Source organism: Spirosoma aerolatum, from assembly GCF_002056795.1.
GTDB lineage: Bacteria > Bacteroidota > Bacteroidia > Cytophagales > Spirosomataceae > Spirosoma > Spirosoma aerolatum.
Genome location: NZ_CP020104.1, coordinates 4,353,448 through 4,370,479 on the forward strand (window position 1 = coordinate 4,353,448; position 17,032 = coordinate 4,370,479).

The window sequence follows — 17,032 nt, forward strand, 5'->3', positions numbered from 1 at the left end:
GCCCTGGCACGGTATATTGTGACGGATAGTGATCATTACTTCGCTGAAGTCAGTACTTTTTGCATTTGTTCGGCCACAAACATGTTACCAGCATCGTTAAGATGGACGCGATCGGTGGTTAGAATGCCCCGATCTTTATTCTCAGGGTTATTTTTAAGGTTATAGTCCAGGAACGCTTTCCGCAGATCGACCAAGGGGAGATTGTATTGTTTAGCCAGGTTACGAATAAACTGGCTGTACTGGTTCAGGTCGCCATCCTGCTGATTCGTCATATCGGTTTTTTCGCCAATGGCGGCTGGCGTACATAAAACCACCCGAACATTTGCAGCCTGCAATTTCTTCACAACCGCTTCGTAAAACCGGACAAACTTATCGGGATCGGTACCAGTACCCGACGTGGCTTTATGCCAGACGTCATTTACACCCACCCAAATCACGACTACATCGGGTTTCTGGGCAATCACGTCGTCGTCCATACGCAGGAAGAGGTCATAAATTTTATTACCTCCAATACCTGCGCCAATCAGTTCATACTGATCAGATGGCAACATGGTTTTTAACTTATCAATGTATCCACCGGGCTTAACACCCGCTTGCGTGATAGAATCACCAAAAAAAACGACGCGTGTTGGTTTAGCAACCGTCATAGCCAGTAAGCCCACGGCCACCAGCATCACAGAAAGGCGAAAGATTGTTTTCATACTCAGCAAAGATAGAGGACACATAAATTTACCTGAAACGTATCCCGAAATCGTATTGGCCTATGAAACCATCCATTTTGCGGACGCGGGTTCGAAACCAGAACTATTTCACCAAACATCGTATGCCGTGAACGAAACACTGAATTACCCTTTCATAAACCGAACTAACCCGGCTTCGAGCAATAGAAAGCCCAGTGCGGCCAGCAGAAAATATTTCCATAGGCTTTTGCCCAGGTTTTCCTGTTCCAGCACCTGCACAAAATCACCATCCTGAATGCTGTCGAACACCTCTACATTAGGCTGATTCGCAAATGCCCGGCGAAGTTCATCGGCTGAATAAAAATCCATCGACGATTCCTGATTACCGTGGTTAAAGGCTAACAATCGCTCAGTTTTTCCATCCAACTGCAAGGCATAATAGCCTGCTTCAACTTCCTGTCCAGCCGCCAGTTCGTTACTTTTCGGCATTTCGAGGAGCAACTGATTCCCCACAACCCGTTGAATTGGAATAATTTCCAGCTTATCATGTTTTAGTTTGTAAACTGCTTTCTCCGACGGATTAGCAACCGGAATGGTAATCAGGTTTTCGTCGAACGAATAGGCCGTTCGTTGTGGACGGACACTCATGGCCGCCATTTTGTACATGACAGGAACAAATAACGCGTGTTCGGCCAGATTGCCGTAAGTGGTTGATAACGGATTAGCCAGCAGATAAACACTACCCTGACGCCCCGCCTGTCCACCTACAGTTGTTCGTGTCAGCAAAGGGCTTCCATCGCGCAAGCTTAACAGGCGATCCCCCGAATTCCAACGCCAGACCGGAGCCGCGGTTGGCATATTCAGCCGATCCGATTGGTAACTCTGCTGAAATACGTCGACAAAGAACGGGTTTCGCCGGTCGGGGTCGGCAACGGGCAATGGTGATGGTGCACCTCCAGTGGATGCCGTTACCTGGATACTGCCAACGCCTAACGACCGTAGAAATGGTTCGTAGGAAGCAGCGTTTGGATTAGTAGGCGGAATAATCGTCAAGCTTCCTCCCTGCCGGACAAACCGTTCCAGTTCGGTCCGAAGCGTACCACTCACGTCGGAAACGCCTTCCAGTACAACCAGATCCGTTTCTTTCAGTTGGCCAACATCGAAATTCTGGGCATTAAAGCTCCTCCGTACAAACAAACTGTCGTTTGAATATACTGCGTCGACATAATCCGTTGAACGGGTGGGTGAACTGGCTTTTTGTTCAAACAGGTGCAACACCCGAACGGCGGGCGACGCTTCGATCACAAAAAAGTATTGATTATCGAATGTGATGGGAAAATCCTCGAATACGATACGCCCCCGGTGAAACCCTTTTGAGGTGACGTTGAAATTAAGCGATACAGTAGCCGAAGCTCCCGGTGCCAGTGTAGCCGACGCTGTTGAAGTTTGAGTATCATCCAGATAAAGTCGTATCGGCAGGTTTTTGACATTTTCCCGACCGGCATTATTCAGCTTGACATTCACGCTGTTGTTCTGCAATTCACGAATAAACGGCGTACTAAGCCAGACAGAATCGACATATACGTTTTTGGTTGACTGTGCATCCAGGGGGACAATAAACAACCGATCAGTAGTATCGATTTTTAGCCGGGATAGATCGCCTACGGTACTTTTCTGAAAATCAGAAAACCAGAATAGCTGATTTCGTCCGCTTGGGTTGAGCGAGCTCAGCAGGTTTCGCTGGCGACGATAGACCGTCTCCAAGCTACGGGGTGTATGAGCAAATCGAATAGAGGTTACCCGGTCTCGTACGGCTTCCGCAGTACCAGCCTGTTGCTCAGCCGCCGAAAAATCATTGGTGATCAACTGCAGCGATGCAGCATTCCGAAAAAGCGTCAGCAGTTCATCCAGTTTGCTTATAGCAATGTCGAGGTACCGTTTGGTGTTCCGTTCGTTCTGCATACTGAACGAATTATCGACATATAAGCTCGTAACGCCCTGCCGCGATAAACCCAGTTTATTTTTGCTTGGAATAAAAGGTTGAGCGAACGCCAGCACCAGACAAATCAGAAACAGGCAGCGGCAGGCCAGAATGAGCCAGTGTTTCAGCCGACGAAATGACTTGGTCTCCGTTTGTACCGTCCGTAGCAAAGCTACGTTGGTAAAAAATACCCGTCGGGTTCGCCGGAAATTGAACAGGTGAATGGCTATCGGAACCGATACGGCCATCAGGCCAAACAGGAATGTAGGATATAAAAAATTCATTCAGACGAAACAGAGAAAGTCATTCATGGCTATCAAATAGTCATTCATAGTCATTCGACGTCATTTTAGAGTAATAAACAACGAATGAAAACAATTACTTGACAACCTCATTGTTTTTAAACGAATTGCAATGGGTCTTTCGTTTTTTCGGAAGCCGATTTACCTCGTAAATCGCTTCTTTGAGCCTAAGTTAATCAGGTATTATGATTTCGTAAAATGCTGATTTGGTTTGCAAAACATCCGTGTATGTAATGGAGCTTACCGCATCGCCAAACGTGGTAAATTCATTTATAGGGGTATGCCCTACTACCTGATGAAAGCCAGTCAAATAATCCACTTTCGTTTCCTGACGATCAGCCCAGATTGGCCCACCGAATGGATCATGCCCACCACGCCGGGGGCCCACTTCAAACAATAAATTTCGGTAGGACATCGACCGCTGATGAACATCATTCAATAATTCAGCCAAATCATAGTCGGGTGTAATGGTAAGTGAATTATTTTCTGTTTTCTCCAGAAGATGCGCCAGCCATCGATTGGTAACGCCTGCATGCGTAAACAGATAAGATCCTTGTTGATAGGCAATTTGAAACAGCCCCTCATACTGCTCAAACAACTCGCTCAGTATAGGTTGTGCCAACGGCCGGAACCCAGAGCAGCGGTAATGCGGAAAGTGCATATACTGCGCATCGTGGTTACCTATCAATAATACGATTTTATCGGGCTGGCTACGTTTTAGCTGAATAATATCAATCAGGTTGTTGTAAATTGTTTCATTGTCGAATACGTAACTATCAGTATAATCGCCCAGGAAAACAATTTGATCATAAATATCTGTATTGATTTCCTTCCAAACGTTTCGACCATGAATGTCACTAACGGTAAGAATAGTCATAATTTCTGTTTACCGCGCCAGATAAAACCATCCAGCACGTAATGGGTCATTTGTGGCAATGCCAGTAAGGGCACCAGCAACGCCATAATCTTTTTGTTGGATATGGCCGGGAATCCCTGAAACCAGCCGAAAACAGAAGCATGTTCACGCCAGATCAGACTGTCCCATAAACCTTCTTCAAGATAGGCCAGCAAAACGAGTACACCAAGAAAAGTGACCCAACGGTTTTGCAAAACCCATTTCATTAAACTTGTGTCAGGTAATTTTCGAGGGAGTGCATTTTTTCCATCACTCACCCAAATCAGCGCTATATACGGAATCCCGTGCGATACCACATTGAGCATAGTAAACGCCAGATCGCCATTGAACTGAACGATTCCAAAATACCAGGAAACAACCGTTCCCAGAACAAGCAGGTTTCGGGGCACATTCAACCAGCCATGCTGGCGATACAGCCATACTTCCTTGCCTATATATCCAACCAGCAAGCAGCCATACAATCCTGTTAGCAGACCCTTAACCCCGTCGGCTTCATGCTGGACAAAATCGCCTTCGACAAACCAGGTAAAATGACGATCAGGGGTCAGGTGCCACCACAAAATCGGATACAGGGTAGCTGCATAAATCACTAGGGTATCGAGCCGGACAGACCAAGCAGGGTTCATTTCCAACCGAGTATAAATACGCAGAAATCCATACTGCTGCCGAACAAAGTGGTAAACGGCCAGGTACGCCAATACCCGCCAGAACCAAAGTCCATCCAGGCTATGCAAGGCTACACCCACCAGATAACAAACCAGGGGTACTCCTAGAAAGAGCAGTCTTCGTTTTTGAAAGCGTACAGGGTCCGCATAGGTACGAAACAAGGTACTATACACATGCGCCACATCGACCAACATCACCAGAACTACCCACCCGATCAGTGGCATTTCATCGGTCGTTCGAAACCGTTCGGGCAATAACAGGACAACTAGTAGTGCCACAAATGGAGGAGCCAGCACAAACCAACCATCGAAACGGGGGCTTTTGATCCAAGGCTGTTTCATACAGAACCAACCACCTCCTGGGCTGCACGAATACCCTGATAAAATGCTTCTTCGAAAATTGAGATACCACTCAGGTCGGAGTGCGCAAAAAAAACACGATTGGCCAACGGCTGTGCTGCTTTCCGACGTTCATTACCCCAAATAAAGCCAGGTGATGGCGCAATCATCCCATGTCCCCATAGCCAGATGTCGGCCTGCGACACATAGGCCGTTACGCCCGGATGAGCCATCTCCAGCTCATCCAGAATTTGGGAAAGCCACTGGTCGTAGGTAGTTGTGTAGGCAGTTTGTCGGGCTAAATCGGGGCCAATGTCTGTCAGGGGTTTGTAATAGGTAATTACTTTTGGGGAGCTATCGTGCAGGTCCTGCTGATTGGCGTTGATATAACCGACCGATGCGGTGTTGTACAGCACGTTGTCCCAGCAAAGTGATACCCCCCTTCCCTGTGGTAACCCCGATACAGTCAGATTGGCGACTAACCAGGGGGCATACTGAAATCCAGCCAACGTACTTCGTTCTGAGACAAGCGAGTGAAGCAATCGTTGGGTTATAAACTGTGGAGTCGCCAGAATAACCCGGTTTGCCTGTACCACAACATTCTGATTGGCCACAGCATCATAGACCCGCACCATTACGCCGGTACTCTTTACCTGTATATCATAGGCCAGCAGATTGGCCCGGATTGGCGAATCGGCCTGTTTACGCAAATGATCTGCCAGAAAGCCATTTCCCTGCGGCCAGGTCAGCACAGAAGACGCACTGGCATTGGCTGCTTTCCCTTTACGCGAGGCAAAATAATGCAAACCCGCCCAGGCCGATGTATTGGCAAGTGTAGTTCCATAATCATCGCGGCAACCATAGTTTAGATACCAACGCAGATACGGAGACATAAAGCCTTCCTGAGTTAAATAACTGGCAAACGAAATTGCATCCAATGACCGGAACTGGTCATCTGCTGATGACTGATCGAGGGGAATGGCGAAGGCATCACGACCGTCGGCACCTTTAGCCTGCTTCAGTTGATCAACCAGGGCAAAAAAACGAGCTATCTGCTGTTTATCTTCTGTAGATAAACCCGTATCGGGCACCAGCCCCTCCTGCCATAATCCATTGATAAACAACCGTTCCTCTGGATCGTGACAAAGAAAGTACTCGTTATAAACAGGGGATTTGTGGCTGTCATATCTGGAGATCACATCACACTCCTGAAGAAACTGAAGCAAGTCTTTATTTCGAATATCGGGTATAGGCAGATAATGAGCCCCTAACGGATAGGCCGAAACATCGTTCTGTCCATAAGCCGCATTGCCCCCTGTTTGCGATGCCATTTCCAGTAAGAGTACATCTTTAACACCCTGCTTTTGCAACCAGCGACGAGCCGATAAACCAGCCACTCCCCCACCTAATATCAGCACATCGGCCGATACGTTTTCCTTGATCGGGAGTTTGACCAGATCGGGGATCGACCGCAGTTTATGCCCCACCTGATGATTGGCGCCATTGATGCTTCCCCGAATATGACTAACCGAACGGGGTGATTTGCAGGAAAGTAAAGCTGACGAACCAGCTAGTAGGGTGGTAGTTCCTGCCCCAGCCTGAACCAAGAATTGACGACGACTGATTGAATCGGGATTATTGTCCATACGGTGCCCACTCTTCCTCAAACGACTGAACCAGAACCTGATTGTTCAATTTATTCACTTCCGTTGGTATTGCTGCCATATCAGGTGGAAAGTAGAGCATATCGCGAATCGTCTGAGCATTCACAAAACGCAATCCGGCGGGCAAGGCGCCACCAACTCGCCAGTGCTGATTTCGCAACGCCAGCACATAGCCCCATTCACCAAATGAGGGTACATAGGCATGATACGGAATCGTCTGAAAACCTACCGCAGCCAACGTATTCCGCACGCACCAGAACGACTTTCGAGCTACATAGGGCGAGGTCGACTGTACAACAATTAACCCATCAGGGGCCAGTCGTTTTTCCAGTTCATTATAGAACGTTGTACTGTATAACTTTCCAATCGAGTAATTGGAAGGGTCAGGAAAATCGACAATGATTACATCATAACGAACGGTGTCTTCTCTTACCCACGTAAACGCATCCTTATTGATAATCTGCACCTTAGGCGACAGGAGCGCACGTTGATTGAGCCTTACCAGAACTGGATTTTGCCGAAACAACGACGTCATGGCCGGGTCGAGATCGACTAGTCTGATTTGCCGAATAGCCGGGTATTTTAGCAGCTCCCGAACCGCCAGCCCATCGCCCCCGCCCAATACAAGCACCTGTTGGGCGTTTGGACGCGCCTGCATAGCCGGATGCACAAGGGCTTCATGATACCGGTATTCGTCGGCCGAACTGAACTGAAGATTTCCATTCAGATAGAGTCTTAATTCTCGGTTATTTCGAGTCAGTACAATACGCTGGTACGGGGTGCTTTTGCTGTAGATAATGGCGTCCTGAAAAGTAGCCCCTTCACTGTAGGCCATTATCTTCTCGGCATATACAAACGCAGTTGTTAACCCAATTATACTCAAGCCTAAAATAGCTGTAAAAGTGGTTCGAAATGAGCGAGTTTCAGCAAAGCGAAACAACAGAAATGCAGCGACTCCCACATTTAGCAAACCAAAAAATAACGATGTCCGAATCAGGCCTAATTGAGGCACGAGCCACAAGGGAAATACGAGCGAAGCCAGCAGGGAGCCAATATAATCGAAGGTAAAAACGCGCGACACCAGATCTTTGAAGGTAATCTGGTTTTCCAGTATCCGCATCAGCAGTGGAATCTCCAGCCCTACCAGCGTCCCGGTGAGCCCTACTAAGAGGTAAAGCAATAATCGAAAAGAAGCGACCTGTTCAAACAAAACAAACAACAAGGGTGCACTAAAACCGCCAACCAGCCCTACCAGTAGCTCAATCTGGATAAACCACTTCAATAAGTTGCCGTCCAGATATTTCGATAGCCAGGAACCAATGCCCATCGAAAACAGGTACACCCCAATGATTGTCGAGAATTGGGTAACAGAGTCACCCAGCAGGTAGCTCGCCAGCGTGCCAGCTACAAGCTCATAAATGAGTCCGCAGGTCGCAATCACAAATACGGATACCAGCAGTAACCAATGTAATGGGCGCAACTCCGACGGTGGCTTTACCTGCTTCGGAGGACTAACCATGAATGGCCGAACTGATGATAATAGACACAGCAATCATAAAGGCGGCTGCTAAAATGGCCAGCGCTACGTTTTGCTCGTCAACAATCTTTTTCCAAAGATTTTCAGGGGCTATTTTTTCGATCAATACAAAACAGATAATCAGAATAATAATGCCCAGCAGCGAGTAAACGATGGAAGCGGTAATGTACTTATATTCCATATAGGGGTAAAGGTTATTTGTGATAGAAATGCCGATGGCTGGAGTAGGAACGACCTGAACTTCCGTAATAGCTATTGTTGGTATCGTCATTTAGATGATCATCACCCAACAGACGCGTACCCGTGAAACCTGCCCATACAAATACGCCCAGTGCAATAATCACCACCAAAACATAGTATTTGATTTTTGAAAAGCCTGTATTCATTCTGCCTGTTCATTTTGAATGTTGCTATTAGCCCACCGTCGACTTTCAAACGAGCTTCGATGGAATACCTGTATAATTGGATAAACCGCTAATAACAAGATAAATAGAACCAGATTTGAACCTAGCCCTTTGTTCTGACGAACTCGAATTGCATACGAAATTGTCTGATATTTTTCCGATACCGGGTAGATGTTCATGTGGTATCTTCCTGACGGGACCCGCGACAAAATGGCCTCTTCGGTTCGGCTTCCTTCCGTCCAGCTTTCGCCACTCTCTACACCTTCGTAATACTCCAACGATTTTGACACCTCATAAACCCGCCCCGATTGTTCATTCATCAACGTAATGCTCAACTCAAGCCAGTGGTTGGTCAGGGTATTTGCCGACAAATCAATGAGTAAGGAAGTTGGTCCCTGCACATCAAACGATGAGGTTATAATCGGTTTACTAACGCCAGCCGAATCGGGTTGGGTGTCATAAGATTGATTGATTAATTCTTTCGATGGCCTGACAATCATCAGAATGACTTGTAAAACCAGAATCAAAACGAGCGCCAGCCCAGTGAATGCCCAGGTGGCCCTCCAGGCTTCCTGGTTGGCATCGCTCGGTTCAATAGCCCCAACGCCGACAGACGGTGGCAAACTCTTTTCGGTCATACCAAAGGCGGTTGCCAATTCAGACCGTTTCACATAACGAGCTTTATACCAGTCGGATCGTTGCTGATCCTGTTCATGAACCACCATGTAGGGCGGTTGAATGTATTCGGAGATTGTCAGTTGTTCATCATTCAGAAGGTTCCAGTCAAATTCACCCACAGCATTGATCACTTCGGCCTTATACCGACTAAAAATTTTATACTGCCGCTCGTCCGTCCGAACAATATTGGCCTGATACTGATACGGCTTGCCCATCGGCTCGATAAGCATCCAATGGCCATCATACTCTGCCAATTGGCAGTATCGGCCATCCTTTTGCAGAAGCATGTATTCGACCCAATTGTATGATGTACCCGCTTCCCGTTTATGAATAAACCCAACCACTCTTACAAACTGGTTATTCAGGTAACCTTCCGTTCCGATTGGTAAAACAACTGGCGAAGCCGAATTTGAAAAAGCCGTTAGAATATAGGGTGGATTTTCGTACTCATATTGAAAAAACGCATGACAATTCGGGCATCCATAATACGAACTCCCCGATACATCGTAGTACGTAATCTCCGTTTGGCATTTCGGACAGTTGAGCGTGGCCGACGGAGGAGTCTGGCCGGAAGAAGCCATATCAGTCATCGGGTCAGTTCCTGTTTAGAAAGTTCGGTGGCGGAAAAATGGCATAGGACATCCACGTAAAACTGACGAGCTTTTGCGGTGTTGTCATGCAGGTAATTGGACAGGAATACATCGAAGGTTGCGATTCCTAGTTCGGGCCAGGTATGTATGGACACGTGCGATTCGGCGAGGCAGACAACAGCCGTAAACCCGCCATTCGGGAACGCATGATATACCTCCCCAACTTTTGTGAGCTCCAATGAGTCAATCAACCGATCGAAAAGAGCCTGACAGCCTGAAGGCTCGACCAATTGATCGGCTGAAGCCGTAAACGTAGATAGTAAATGTAAGCCTGGTCGGTAGGCCATTACAGAATAGGTTAAGGCGCGGTAGTGAACAATCCATTTAAAATGGATCGACCTGGCTAATCTACTCAAAATTTTGACATTCGGTAATCTAACTGGATTTCAGGCACAAAAAAGCCCCAACTGGCTTTACCAGTTGGGGCAATCCGATCCAGGACTAGTTCAGACTATAGTGTACGTTTAACTTCTTTCAGTTCGAAGCTTTCGATGATATCACCGACTTCGATGTCGTTGAAGTTCCTGATGCTCAAGCCACATTCGTAGCCTGTTTTCACTTCATTAACATCATCCTTAAAGCGTTTCAGTGCACTGATTTCACCGGTATGTATCACAATAAAGTCGCGAATGATCCGGATTTTGTTGTTTCGCTTGATTGTACCTTCGGTTACGTAGCAACCTGCTACCGTACCAACTTTACTAATCTTGAACACATCGCGAACTTCGATATTACCGACAATTACTTCTTCAACCGTTGGTGCCAGCAAGCCTTCCATGGCATCCTTCACCTCGTTGATTGCGTCGTAAATGATCGAGTAGAGACGGATTTCGATCTGTTCCTGCTCGGCTAGTCTACGGGCACTCGACGACGGACGAACCTGGAAGCCGACAATGACCGCATCCGAAGCCGAAGCCAGCAGTACATCCGATTCGGAAATCTGCCCCACAGCTTTATGGATGATATTCACCTGTACCTCTTCGGTCGAAAGTTGTAACAGCGAATCCGACAGGGCTTCTACCGATCCATCCACGTCACCTTTCACAATTACATTCAGTTCTTTGAATGTACCGATGGCTTTACGACGACCGATCTCTTCCAGCGTAATGTGCTTGCGGGTCCGTAAAGTTTGTTCACGCAAGAGCTGTTCACGTTTATTTGCGATTTCGCGGGCTTCACGCTCCGTCTCCATCACGTTGAACTTATCCCCTGCCTGAGGTGCGCCCGGCAGACCTAAAATCTGAACGGGTGTTGCTGGTCCCGCTTCTTTGATCCGTTCACCCCGGTCGTTGGTCATCGCCCGAATACGACCATAATGGGCGCCTACCAGCATGACATCGCCCTGACGTAACGTACCATTTTCAACCAGTACAGTTGATACATAGCCACGACCTTTATCGAGCGATGCTTCAATCACCGTACCCAATGCCCGGCGGTCAGGATTCGCTTTCAATTCGAGTAATTCGGCTTCGAGCAATACTTTTTCAAGCAGATCATCAACGCCCATACCCGATTTCGATGAAATCTCCTGAGCCTGGTACTTACCACCCCATTCTTCAACAAGGAAGTTCATAGCAGCCAGCTCGGTACGAATCTTCTCGGCATCAGCTCCTGGTTTATCTACTTTCGAGAAAGCAAACACGATGGGAACGCCTGCTACCTGAGCGTGATTGATCGCTTCACGAGTCTGCGGCATCACACTATCGTCGGCAGCAATCACGATGATAACTACGTCAGTTACCTTGGCTCCCCGTGCCCGCATAGCCGTAAAGGCTTCGTGACCCGGTGTATCGAGGAAGGTAATCATCCGATCATCGGAGGTTTTTACGCTGTAGGCACCAATGTGCTGTGTGATACCACCAGCCTCACCAGCCGCCACTTTAGCCCGACGGATGTAGTCAAGCAACGATGTTTTACCGTGGTCAACGTGACCCATGATAGTCACAATAGGCGCCCGTGGTTGTAGATCCTCTGGAGCATCGGCTTCTACATCAATACCGGCTTCCGTTTCATCTTCGGCCGATACGAATTGTACATCAAAACCAAACTCATCGGCAATAACCGTAATCGCTTCAGCGTCTAACCGTTGATTAATCGACACGAACATACCCAGATTCAAACAAACCGAAATGACATCGTTGATCGACACATCCATTAAGGATGCCAGATCATTAGCCGACACAAATTCGGTCACTTTCAGCGTTTTTGCTTCCAGCTCTTCCTGTTCGTTCAGCAAACGACGATCTTCCTCCCGTTGATTCCGCCGATCACGTCGACGATCAGCTCCCCGGTTCGGAGTATTACCCTGCATCCGGGCATTGGTCTGCTGAATAGCTTTCCGAACATCGGCCTGGGTAGGCGCTTCACGGCGATTGTTGTTTCGATCATTATTCCGATTACCACGCTGGTCTCGGTCCCGACCATTATTATTATTACGTCCACCACCTTGATTCCGGTTGTTGTTGGTGTTCGCATTTTGGCCTTGGCCTTGCCCTGCTGCACGATTGGCAGGAGCCTGGTTACGATCGGTATCTGCATTCTGAGCCTGCGGACGATTACCATCGCGCTGACCACCAGCCTGCTGATTCGGTTGACGGTTACCGTCGCGTTGGCCACCCGCCTGATTTTGCTGACGATTGCCATCGCGCTGGCCACCAGCCTGGTTGCGATCGTTTTGATTCCGGTCATTCGGATTCCGATTGGCTGGGCTGCGATCACCATCCCGTGGCCCACGGTCATTTCGGTTGTTAGGTCCGCCCCCCTGCCCCTGCTGAGGCTGTGAGGTACTACCCAACGCACCTTCGCGTCCACCGCGAATCCGCTTGCGTTTTTTCTTATCTGCGTTATTATTATTGCCTCCCCCCTGTCCCTGACGTGGGTTATTGACAGGAAGCTCAATTTTACCCAGGATTTTCAATCCACCGAGCTGATGGCTACCGGCAGCCCGAATCGTTTCGGTAGGCACTTCCTCCTCCTCCTCATTCGCCGGAGCCGATACCGGTTTAGCCTGTGGGGGCTCTGGTTTCGACTGCATAGGTGGTGCAGGAGTAGGTGTAGCCTTAGTAGATTCCTGTTTAACAACAGGTTTCTCTGGCTCAGCTTTCACTTGTGGAGTAGGAGCTGGTACAGGTTTTACCGATTCAGCTTTTACAGGTTCTACCTTCGGCTTCTCTACGACAGCCGGAGGAGTTTCCTTGGATGGCGTATTAACCGGCGCAGACACTTGCACCGGTGCTGGTATGGGTTTTACCTCAACAACAGGTGTGGGTGGCGTCTCTACAGGTTTTACCACTTCAGCCTGTGGCTGAACAGCAGCGGGTTTGGGAGGCTCAGGCGTAGGCGTCACCACATTGACCGGCTGAGGCTTAGTCTCAACAGGCTTAGGTGGTTCAGGTGTTTTTACTTCCTGTGGTGGCGTTACTTTTGCCTGCGTCACAGGGGGAGTTGCTGGTTTGGGATTCAAATCGATTTTACCCACCACTTTTAATCCCGGCAACCCTGTCTGGGCCGTTTGTGGCGTTGATCGAGGTTCCGAAGTGGGTGGTTTAGGCAATTCAGCCGGAGCTGATTCGGGTTTCTTGTCGACTAGTGGCCGTCCGGCATCATCACGACGCCAGGCAACGACATCCTCCTCCCGAGAACGCGGTGGCTCGGCAACGGTAACCGACGATTCGGTCCGGCGAGCTCCGTTCAGGAGTTCCGTTGATTTGTACTCTTTCGCTAACACCTCCAACTGTTCCATGTTGATTTTGGTGTTAGGATTTACTTCAACCTTAAACCCTTTGGCAGACAGACTACTCGCAACAGAGGAAAGTCCTTTGTTGAGAATTTTTGCCACTTGGCTCAGGCGCATTGACTTTTCTTCTGCCATACGTTCGGTCTATATTCGGCAAATTTAATGGTTGTTCCTATGGTATGAACAATACTTAGGGTAATTAAAATCCCTTATTTTAAGAATGTGTAACGAATAATGTAAAATGAACGATGATTCGCAGTCTATTATCGACTCATTTTACATTATTCATTAGCCTTTATGCATTGTTATTCAAATTCCTGTTTCAGAATATTAACAATCTCCTCAACCGTATCTTCCTCCAAGTCGGTTCGGCGAACGAGTTCTTCCTTACTTAGGGCCAGCACGCTCTTAGCGGTATCAAGACCAACCTTGCGAAGCTCTTCGATCATCCAGCCATCGATCTCATCGGAGAACTCCATCAGGTCAACGTCTTCATCATCTTCCTGGCCTTCGTTGTCGCGGAATACGTCGATTTCCATATCCACCAACCGCCCAGCGAGTTTAATGTTCTGGCCACCTTTACCAATAGCTAACGACACCTGATCGGGTTTCAGGAAAACAGATACCCGCTTATGATCGCGATCAATCTGCATCGAACTGATCTTAGCCGGACTCAACGCACGACTGATCAGCAATTCAAGGTTTTCCGTATAATTGATTACGTCGATGTTTTCATTGCCCAGTTCACGTACGATACCGTGAATACGGGACCCTTTCATCCCCACACAGGCACCAACTGGGTCAATGCGATCGTCGTACGATTCAACAGCCACCTTGGCCCGTTCGCCCGGCTCTCGAACAATTTTACGAATCGAGATTAAGCCGTCGTAAATTTCAGGCACTTCGATTTCAAACAGGCGCTCCAAAAAGACGGGTGATGTACGCGACAGAATAATTTTAGGCGTACCATTCAACATATCGACCCGGCTAATAACTGCTTTTACGGCTTCCCCTTTTCGGTAACGATCTTTCGGAATCTGTTCCGTTCGGGGCAGGCTTAGTTCGTTGTTTTCGCTATCAACCAGAATGATTTCGTGCTTCAGAAGCTGGTATACTTCGGCACTGACGAGATCGCCTACCTGATCTTTATACTTCTGATAAAGGAGTTCTTTTTCCATATCCTTTATCTTCTGGATAAGCGTCTGGCGAGCCGTTTGCACAACCCGACGGCCAAAATCTTCGAGTTTAACTTCCTCGGCCACCTGCTCGCCTACTTCAAAGTCATCCTGAATCTTTCGGGCCTCGGCAAGCGGAATTTTGTCATAATCCCAAATATCTTCGGAATTATCGTCGACGATTTCACGCGTCCGCCACATCTCAAGGTCACCGCTTTCGGCGTTTATAATCACGTCGAAATTTTCATCGGTGCCAAATTTTTTACGAATCATCGTTCGGAAAACGTCTTCCAGAATAGCGATCATCGTAGGCCGGTCAATATTCTTCGACCGGGCAAAGTCAGCAAACGATTCAATTAAAAGTCCACTGGTCATTTTTTTGTTCTCAGTCTACTGTTTTCAGTTTACTGCTTGCTGCTCGTTATACTCTAACGAACTGTAAAACAGCAAACTGAAAACTATTTAAAAGATACCTCTACATTCGCTTTTTTAATCTGCTCAAACGGGATTGGGGTAGGCCCAATCGGAGCCGCATCAACCATTAAATCAGCTTCTTTTTTCTTTTTACTTTTTGATTTTTTTTCGGGTTCAATAGCCAAAACGATATGATCGTCGGCTACCGAAATTAATTTACCTTTTTGTGTTTTCCCGTCTGCCAAGGCCACTATCAGCGTACGACCAATGTTTCGGAGATACTGACGCATGAACTTTAGTGGAAAATCGACTCCCGGCGACGAAACTTCAAGCGTAAAGGGAGAATCACCAAAAAAATTCATTTCGTCCATTTGCGTGCCTAATGTACGACTGATATTAGCACACTCATCAATCGTAATTCCTTCATCGCTATCCAGCAGGACGGTTACTTTAATTCGGCCTCCCTGCCGACCAGCTATCTGGCAATCAACAATATATAACCGTCCATCAGCCAAATAAGGCTGGAGCAGTTCAGTTACTTTTGCTTTATCGTCCATAAGGTAGGGCTAACAAAAAAGGGAGTGCGACTCCCTTTTTTAATCAATGCCATATGGTTTTAATGCACAAATATAATAGTTTTTTGCGGGTTTAGCAAACACTGAGTGCACTCTATTATATACGTTGCCGACACAATACCTTATTTTTGGCTCATAAATTACCTATCTGGCGCGCTCAAGGCCGATACTATGACAATACGAACTCGGGTCGGACAACTCATCTCCTTTTTTTTTCGGTCATTGTTGTGGTCGATCAATTTAATGCTGGCTTTGTATACATGCCTGGCTTATTGGCTCCTGTATAGCTTACAGATTGAACATTGGTCGGCTGGTATGATTATGATCAGCATCCCTATCGTCTGGGGATTGAATTTTATTGTCATTTGTCTCTGGCTTACTAGCCGCCCATGGCGAAGCTGGCTATCGGGTATTATTCTCATTCTGGGTTTTGCTCTGTTTGGTTCCCGCACCTTTGTCTGGCATTCACCTGCCGACTCTACCAATCAGGGAGCGTCGGTAAAAGTGTTCAGCTATAATGTTCATCAATTCAATGAATTTGGAACGGGGGATAATCCGTTGCTCAACTCAAACAAAGTACTTACCCAGCGTATGCTTAATTTTGTGTTACGCTTTGATGCACCTATCAAGTGCTTCCAGGAAACGTACACCCAGAGTAATATTCCAGAATATGACCTGCTAAACCGATTCCGTCAGGCTGGTTATGCCTATAACGCATTATTACATCCCGAAGAAGGCCTTAAATCGAATGGTGACATTGGGGTAGCCATTTTCTCCCGATTTCCGATTGTCGATTCGGGTCAGGAAGTCTTTGAAACCCACAATGGCCTGGTTTGGGCCAATATCAAGATAGGGAATGATACTATACGTGTCATCAACGTCCACTTACACTCAATGGGCATCCGGGTGGGACGGGTGCTTCGGCAGAACGAAATCAAAGGGGTGCAACACGAAACACGTGGGGTTCTAAGTGCGCTTCGTATGGGATTTATCGACCGTAACAATGAGGTAAGACGAGTTGAGGAATATATTCGGACAAGCCCGTATCCAGTTATCGTAACTGGCGATCATAATGACACGCCTTATAGTGTCGTTTATGAACGAATGCGCCGAGTGTTGCCCAATAGCTTTGAAGATGCCGGACGAGGATTTGGCTTTACTTATAACCGACTGCCCAAATTTATTCGCATCGATCACCAGTTTCACGACCCCAGACTGTCTGTTGTAAACTTCGAAACCATCAATTACATCACTTATTCCGACCACTACCCTATCGTCGGGACTTATCTTTTAAAGTAATAAGAGTTACTAACACT

The 17,032-nt window shown here is 47.5% G+C and carries 14 protein-coding genes; 1 reads left to right on the plus strand and 13 read right to left on the minus strand.

Translation table 11 applies throughout. The annotated features are described in order from the left end of the window. Positions 1-35: 35 nt before the first annotated feature. From B5M13_RS17790 to B5M13_RS17850, 13 genes are all read right to left on the minus strand, one after another. Positions 36-701, minus strand: a complete 666-nt coding sequence (locus B5M13_RS17790; RefSeq protein WP_080059970.1) for an SGNH/GDSL hydrolase family protein — start codon at positions 699-701, stop codon at positions 36-38. A 144-nt stretch (positions 702-845) separates the two neighbouring features. Further along, entirely contained in the window at positions 846-2,945 is a 2,100-nt protein-coding gene (locus B5M13_RS17795; protein WP_080056947.1) for a BatA domain-containing protein, read from the minus strand. A 190-nt stretch (positions 2,946-3,135) separates the two neighbouring features. After that, on the minus strand, positions 3,136-3,840 hold the full coding sequence (locus B5M13_RS17800; protein WP_080056948.1) for a metallophosphoesterase: 705 nt from the start codon (positions 3,838-3,840) through the stop codon (positions 3,136-3,138). Next, positions 3,837-4,886, minus strand: coding sequence for a hypothetical protein (locus B5M13_RS17805; protein WP_080056949.1), 1,050 nt, complete (start codon positions 4,884-4,886; stop codon positions 3,837-3,839). Before B5M13_RS17805 ends, B5M13_RS17800 begins: the two co-directional genes overlap by 4 nt. Next, positions 4,883-6,529 carry an NAD(P)-binding protein gene (locus B5M13_RS17810; protein WP_080056950.1) on the minus strand — a complete coding sequence of 549 codons (1,647 nt, stop codon included), beginning with the start codon at positions 6,527-6,529 and terminating at the stop codon, positions 4,883-4,885. Before B5M13_RS17810 ends, B5M13_RS17805 begins: the two co-directional genes overlap by 4 nt. After that, positions 6,519-8,066 (minus strand): polyamine aminopropyltransferase, encoded by a 1,548-nt coding sequence (locus tag B5M13_RS17815; protein ID WP_080056951.1) that lies wholly within the window; start codon positions 8,064-8,066, stop codon positions 6,519-6,521. Before B5M13_RS17815 ends, B5M13_RS17810 begins: the two co-directional genes overlap by 11 nt. After that, the gene (locus B5M13_RS17820; RefSeq protein ID WP_080056952.1) at positions 8,059-8,265 is read right to left on the minus strand and encodes a DUF350 domain-containing protein; all 207 of its coding nucleotides are present in this window, start codon (positions 8,263-8,265) and stop codon (positions 8,059-8,061) included. Before B5M13_RS17820 ends, B5M13_RS17815 begins: the two co-directional genes overlap by 8 nt. A 13-nt stretch (positions 8,266-8,278) precedes the next feature. Next, positions 8,279-8,470, minus strand: a complete 192-nt coding sequence (locus B5M13_RS17825) for a hypothetical protein (RefSeq protein ID WP_080056953.1) — start codon at positions 8,468-8,470, stop codon at positions 8,279-8,281. Next, positions 8,467-9,747, minus strand: coding sequence for a DUF4178 domain-containing protein (locus B5M13_RS17830; protein ID WP_245859368.1), 1,281 nt, complete (start codon positions 9,745-9,747; stop codon positions 8,467-8,469). The genes B5M13_RS17825 and B5M13_RS17830 overlap by 4 nt, the downstream gene beginning before the upstream one ends. Positions 9,748-9,752: 5 nt before the next feature. Continuing rightward, entirely contained in the window at positions 9,753-10,103 is a 351-nt protein-coding gene (locus B5M13_RS17835) for an S-adenosylmethionine decarboxylase family protein (RefSeq protein WP_080056955.1), read from the minus strand. Between the two features lie 164 nt (positions 10,104-10,267). Further along, on the minus strand, positions 10,268-13,687 hold the full coding sequence (gene infB / locus B5M13_RS17840) for a translation initiation factor IF-2 (protein ID WP_080056956.1): 3,420 nt from the start codon (positions 13,685-13,687) through the stop codon (positions 10,268-10,270). A 170-nt stretch (positions 13,688-13,857) separates the two neighbouring features. Then, positions 13,858-15,102: a transcription termination factor NusA gene (gene nusA, locus B5M13_RS17845; RefSeq protein ID WP_080056957.1), complete on the minus strand. Its 1,245-nt coding sequence runs from the start codon at positions 15,100-15,102 to the stop codon at positions 13,858-13,860. Positions 15,103-15,185: 83 nt separating this feature from the next. Next, positions 15,186-15,698 (minus strand): ribosome maturation factor RimP, encoded by a 513-nt coding sequence (locus B5M13_RS17850; RefSeq protein ID WP_080056958.1) that lies wholly within the window; start codon positions 15,696-15,698, stop codon positions 15,186-15,188. Between the two features lie 189 nt (positions 15,699-15,887). Between B5M13_RS17850 and B5M13_RS17855 the strand changes: the two genes are divergently transcribed. Next, positions 15,888-17,015, plus strand: a complete 1,128-nt coding sequence (locus B5M13_RS17855) for an endonuclease/exonuclease/phosphatase family protein (protein ID WP_170061148.1) — start codon at positions 15,888-15,890, stop codon at positions 17,013-17,015. Positions 17,016-17,032 lie beyond the last annotated feature (17 nt).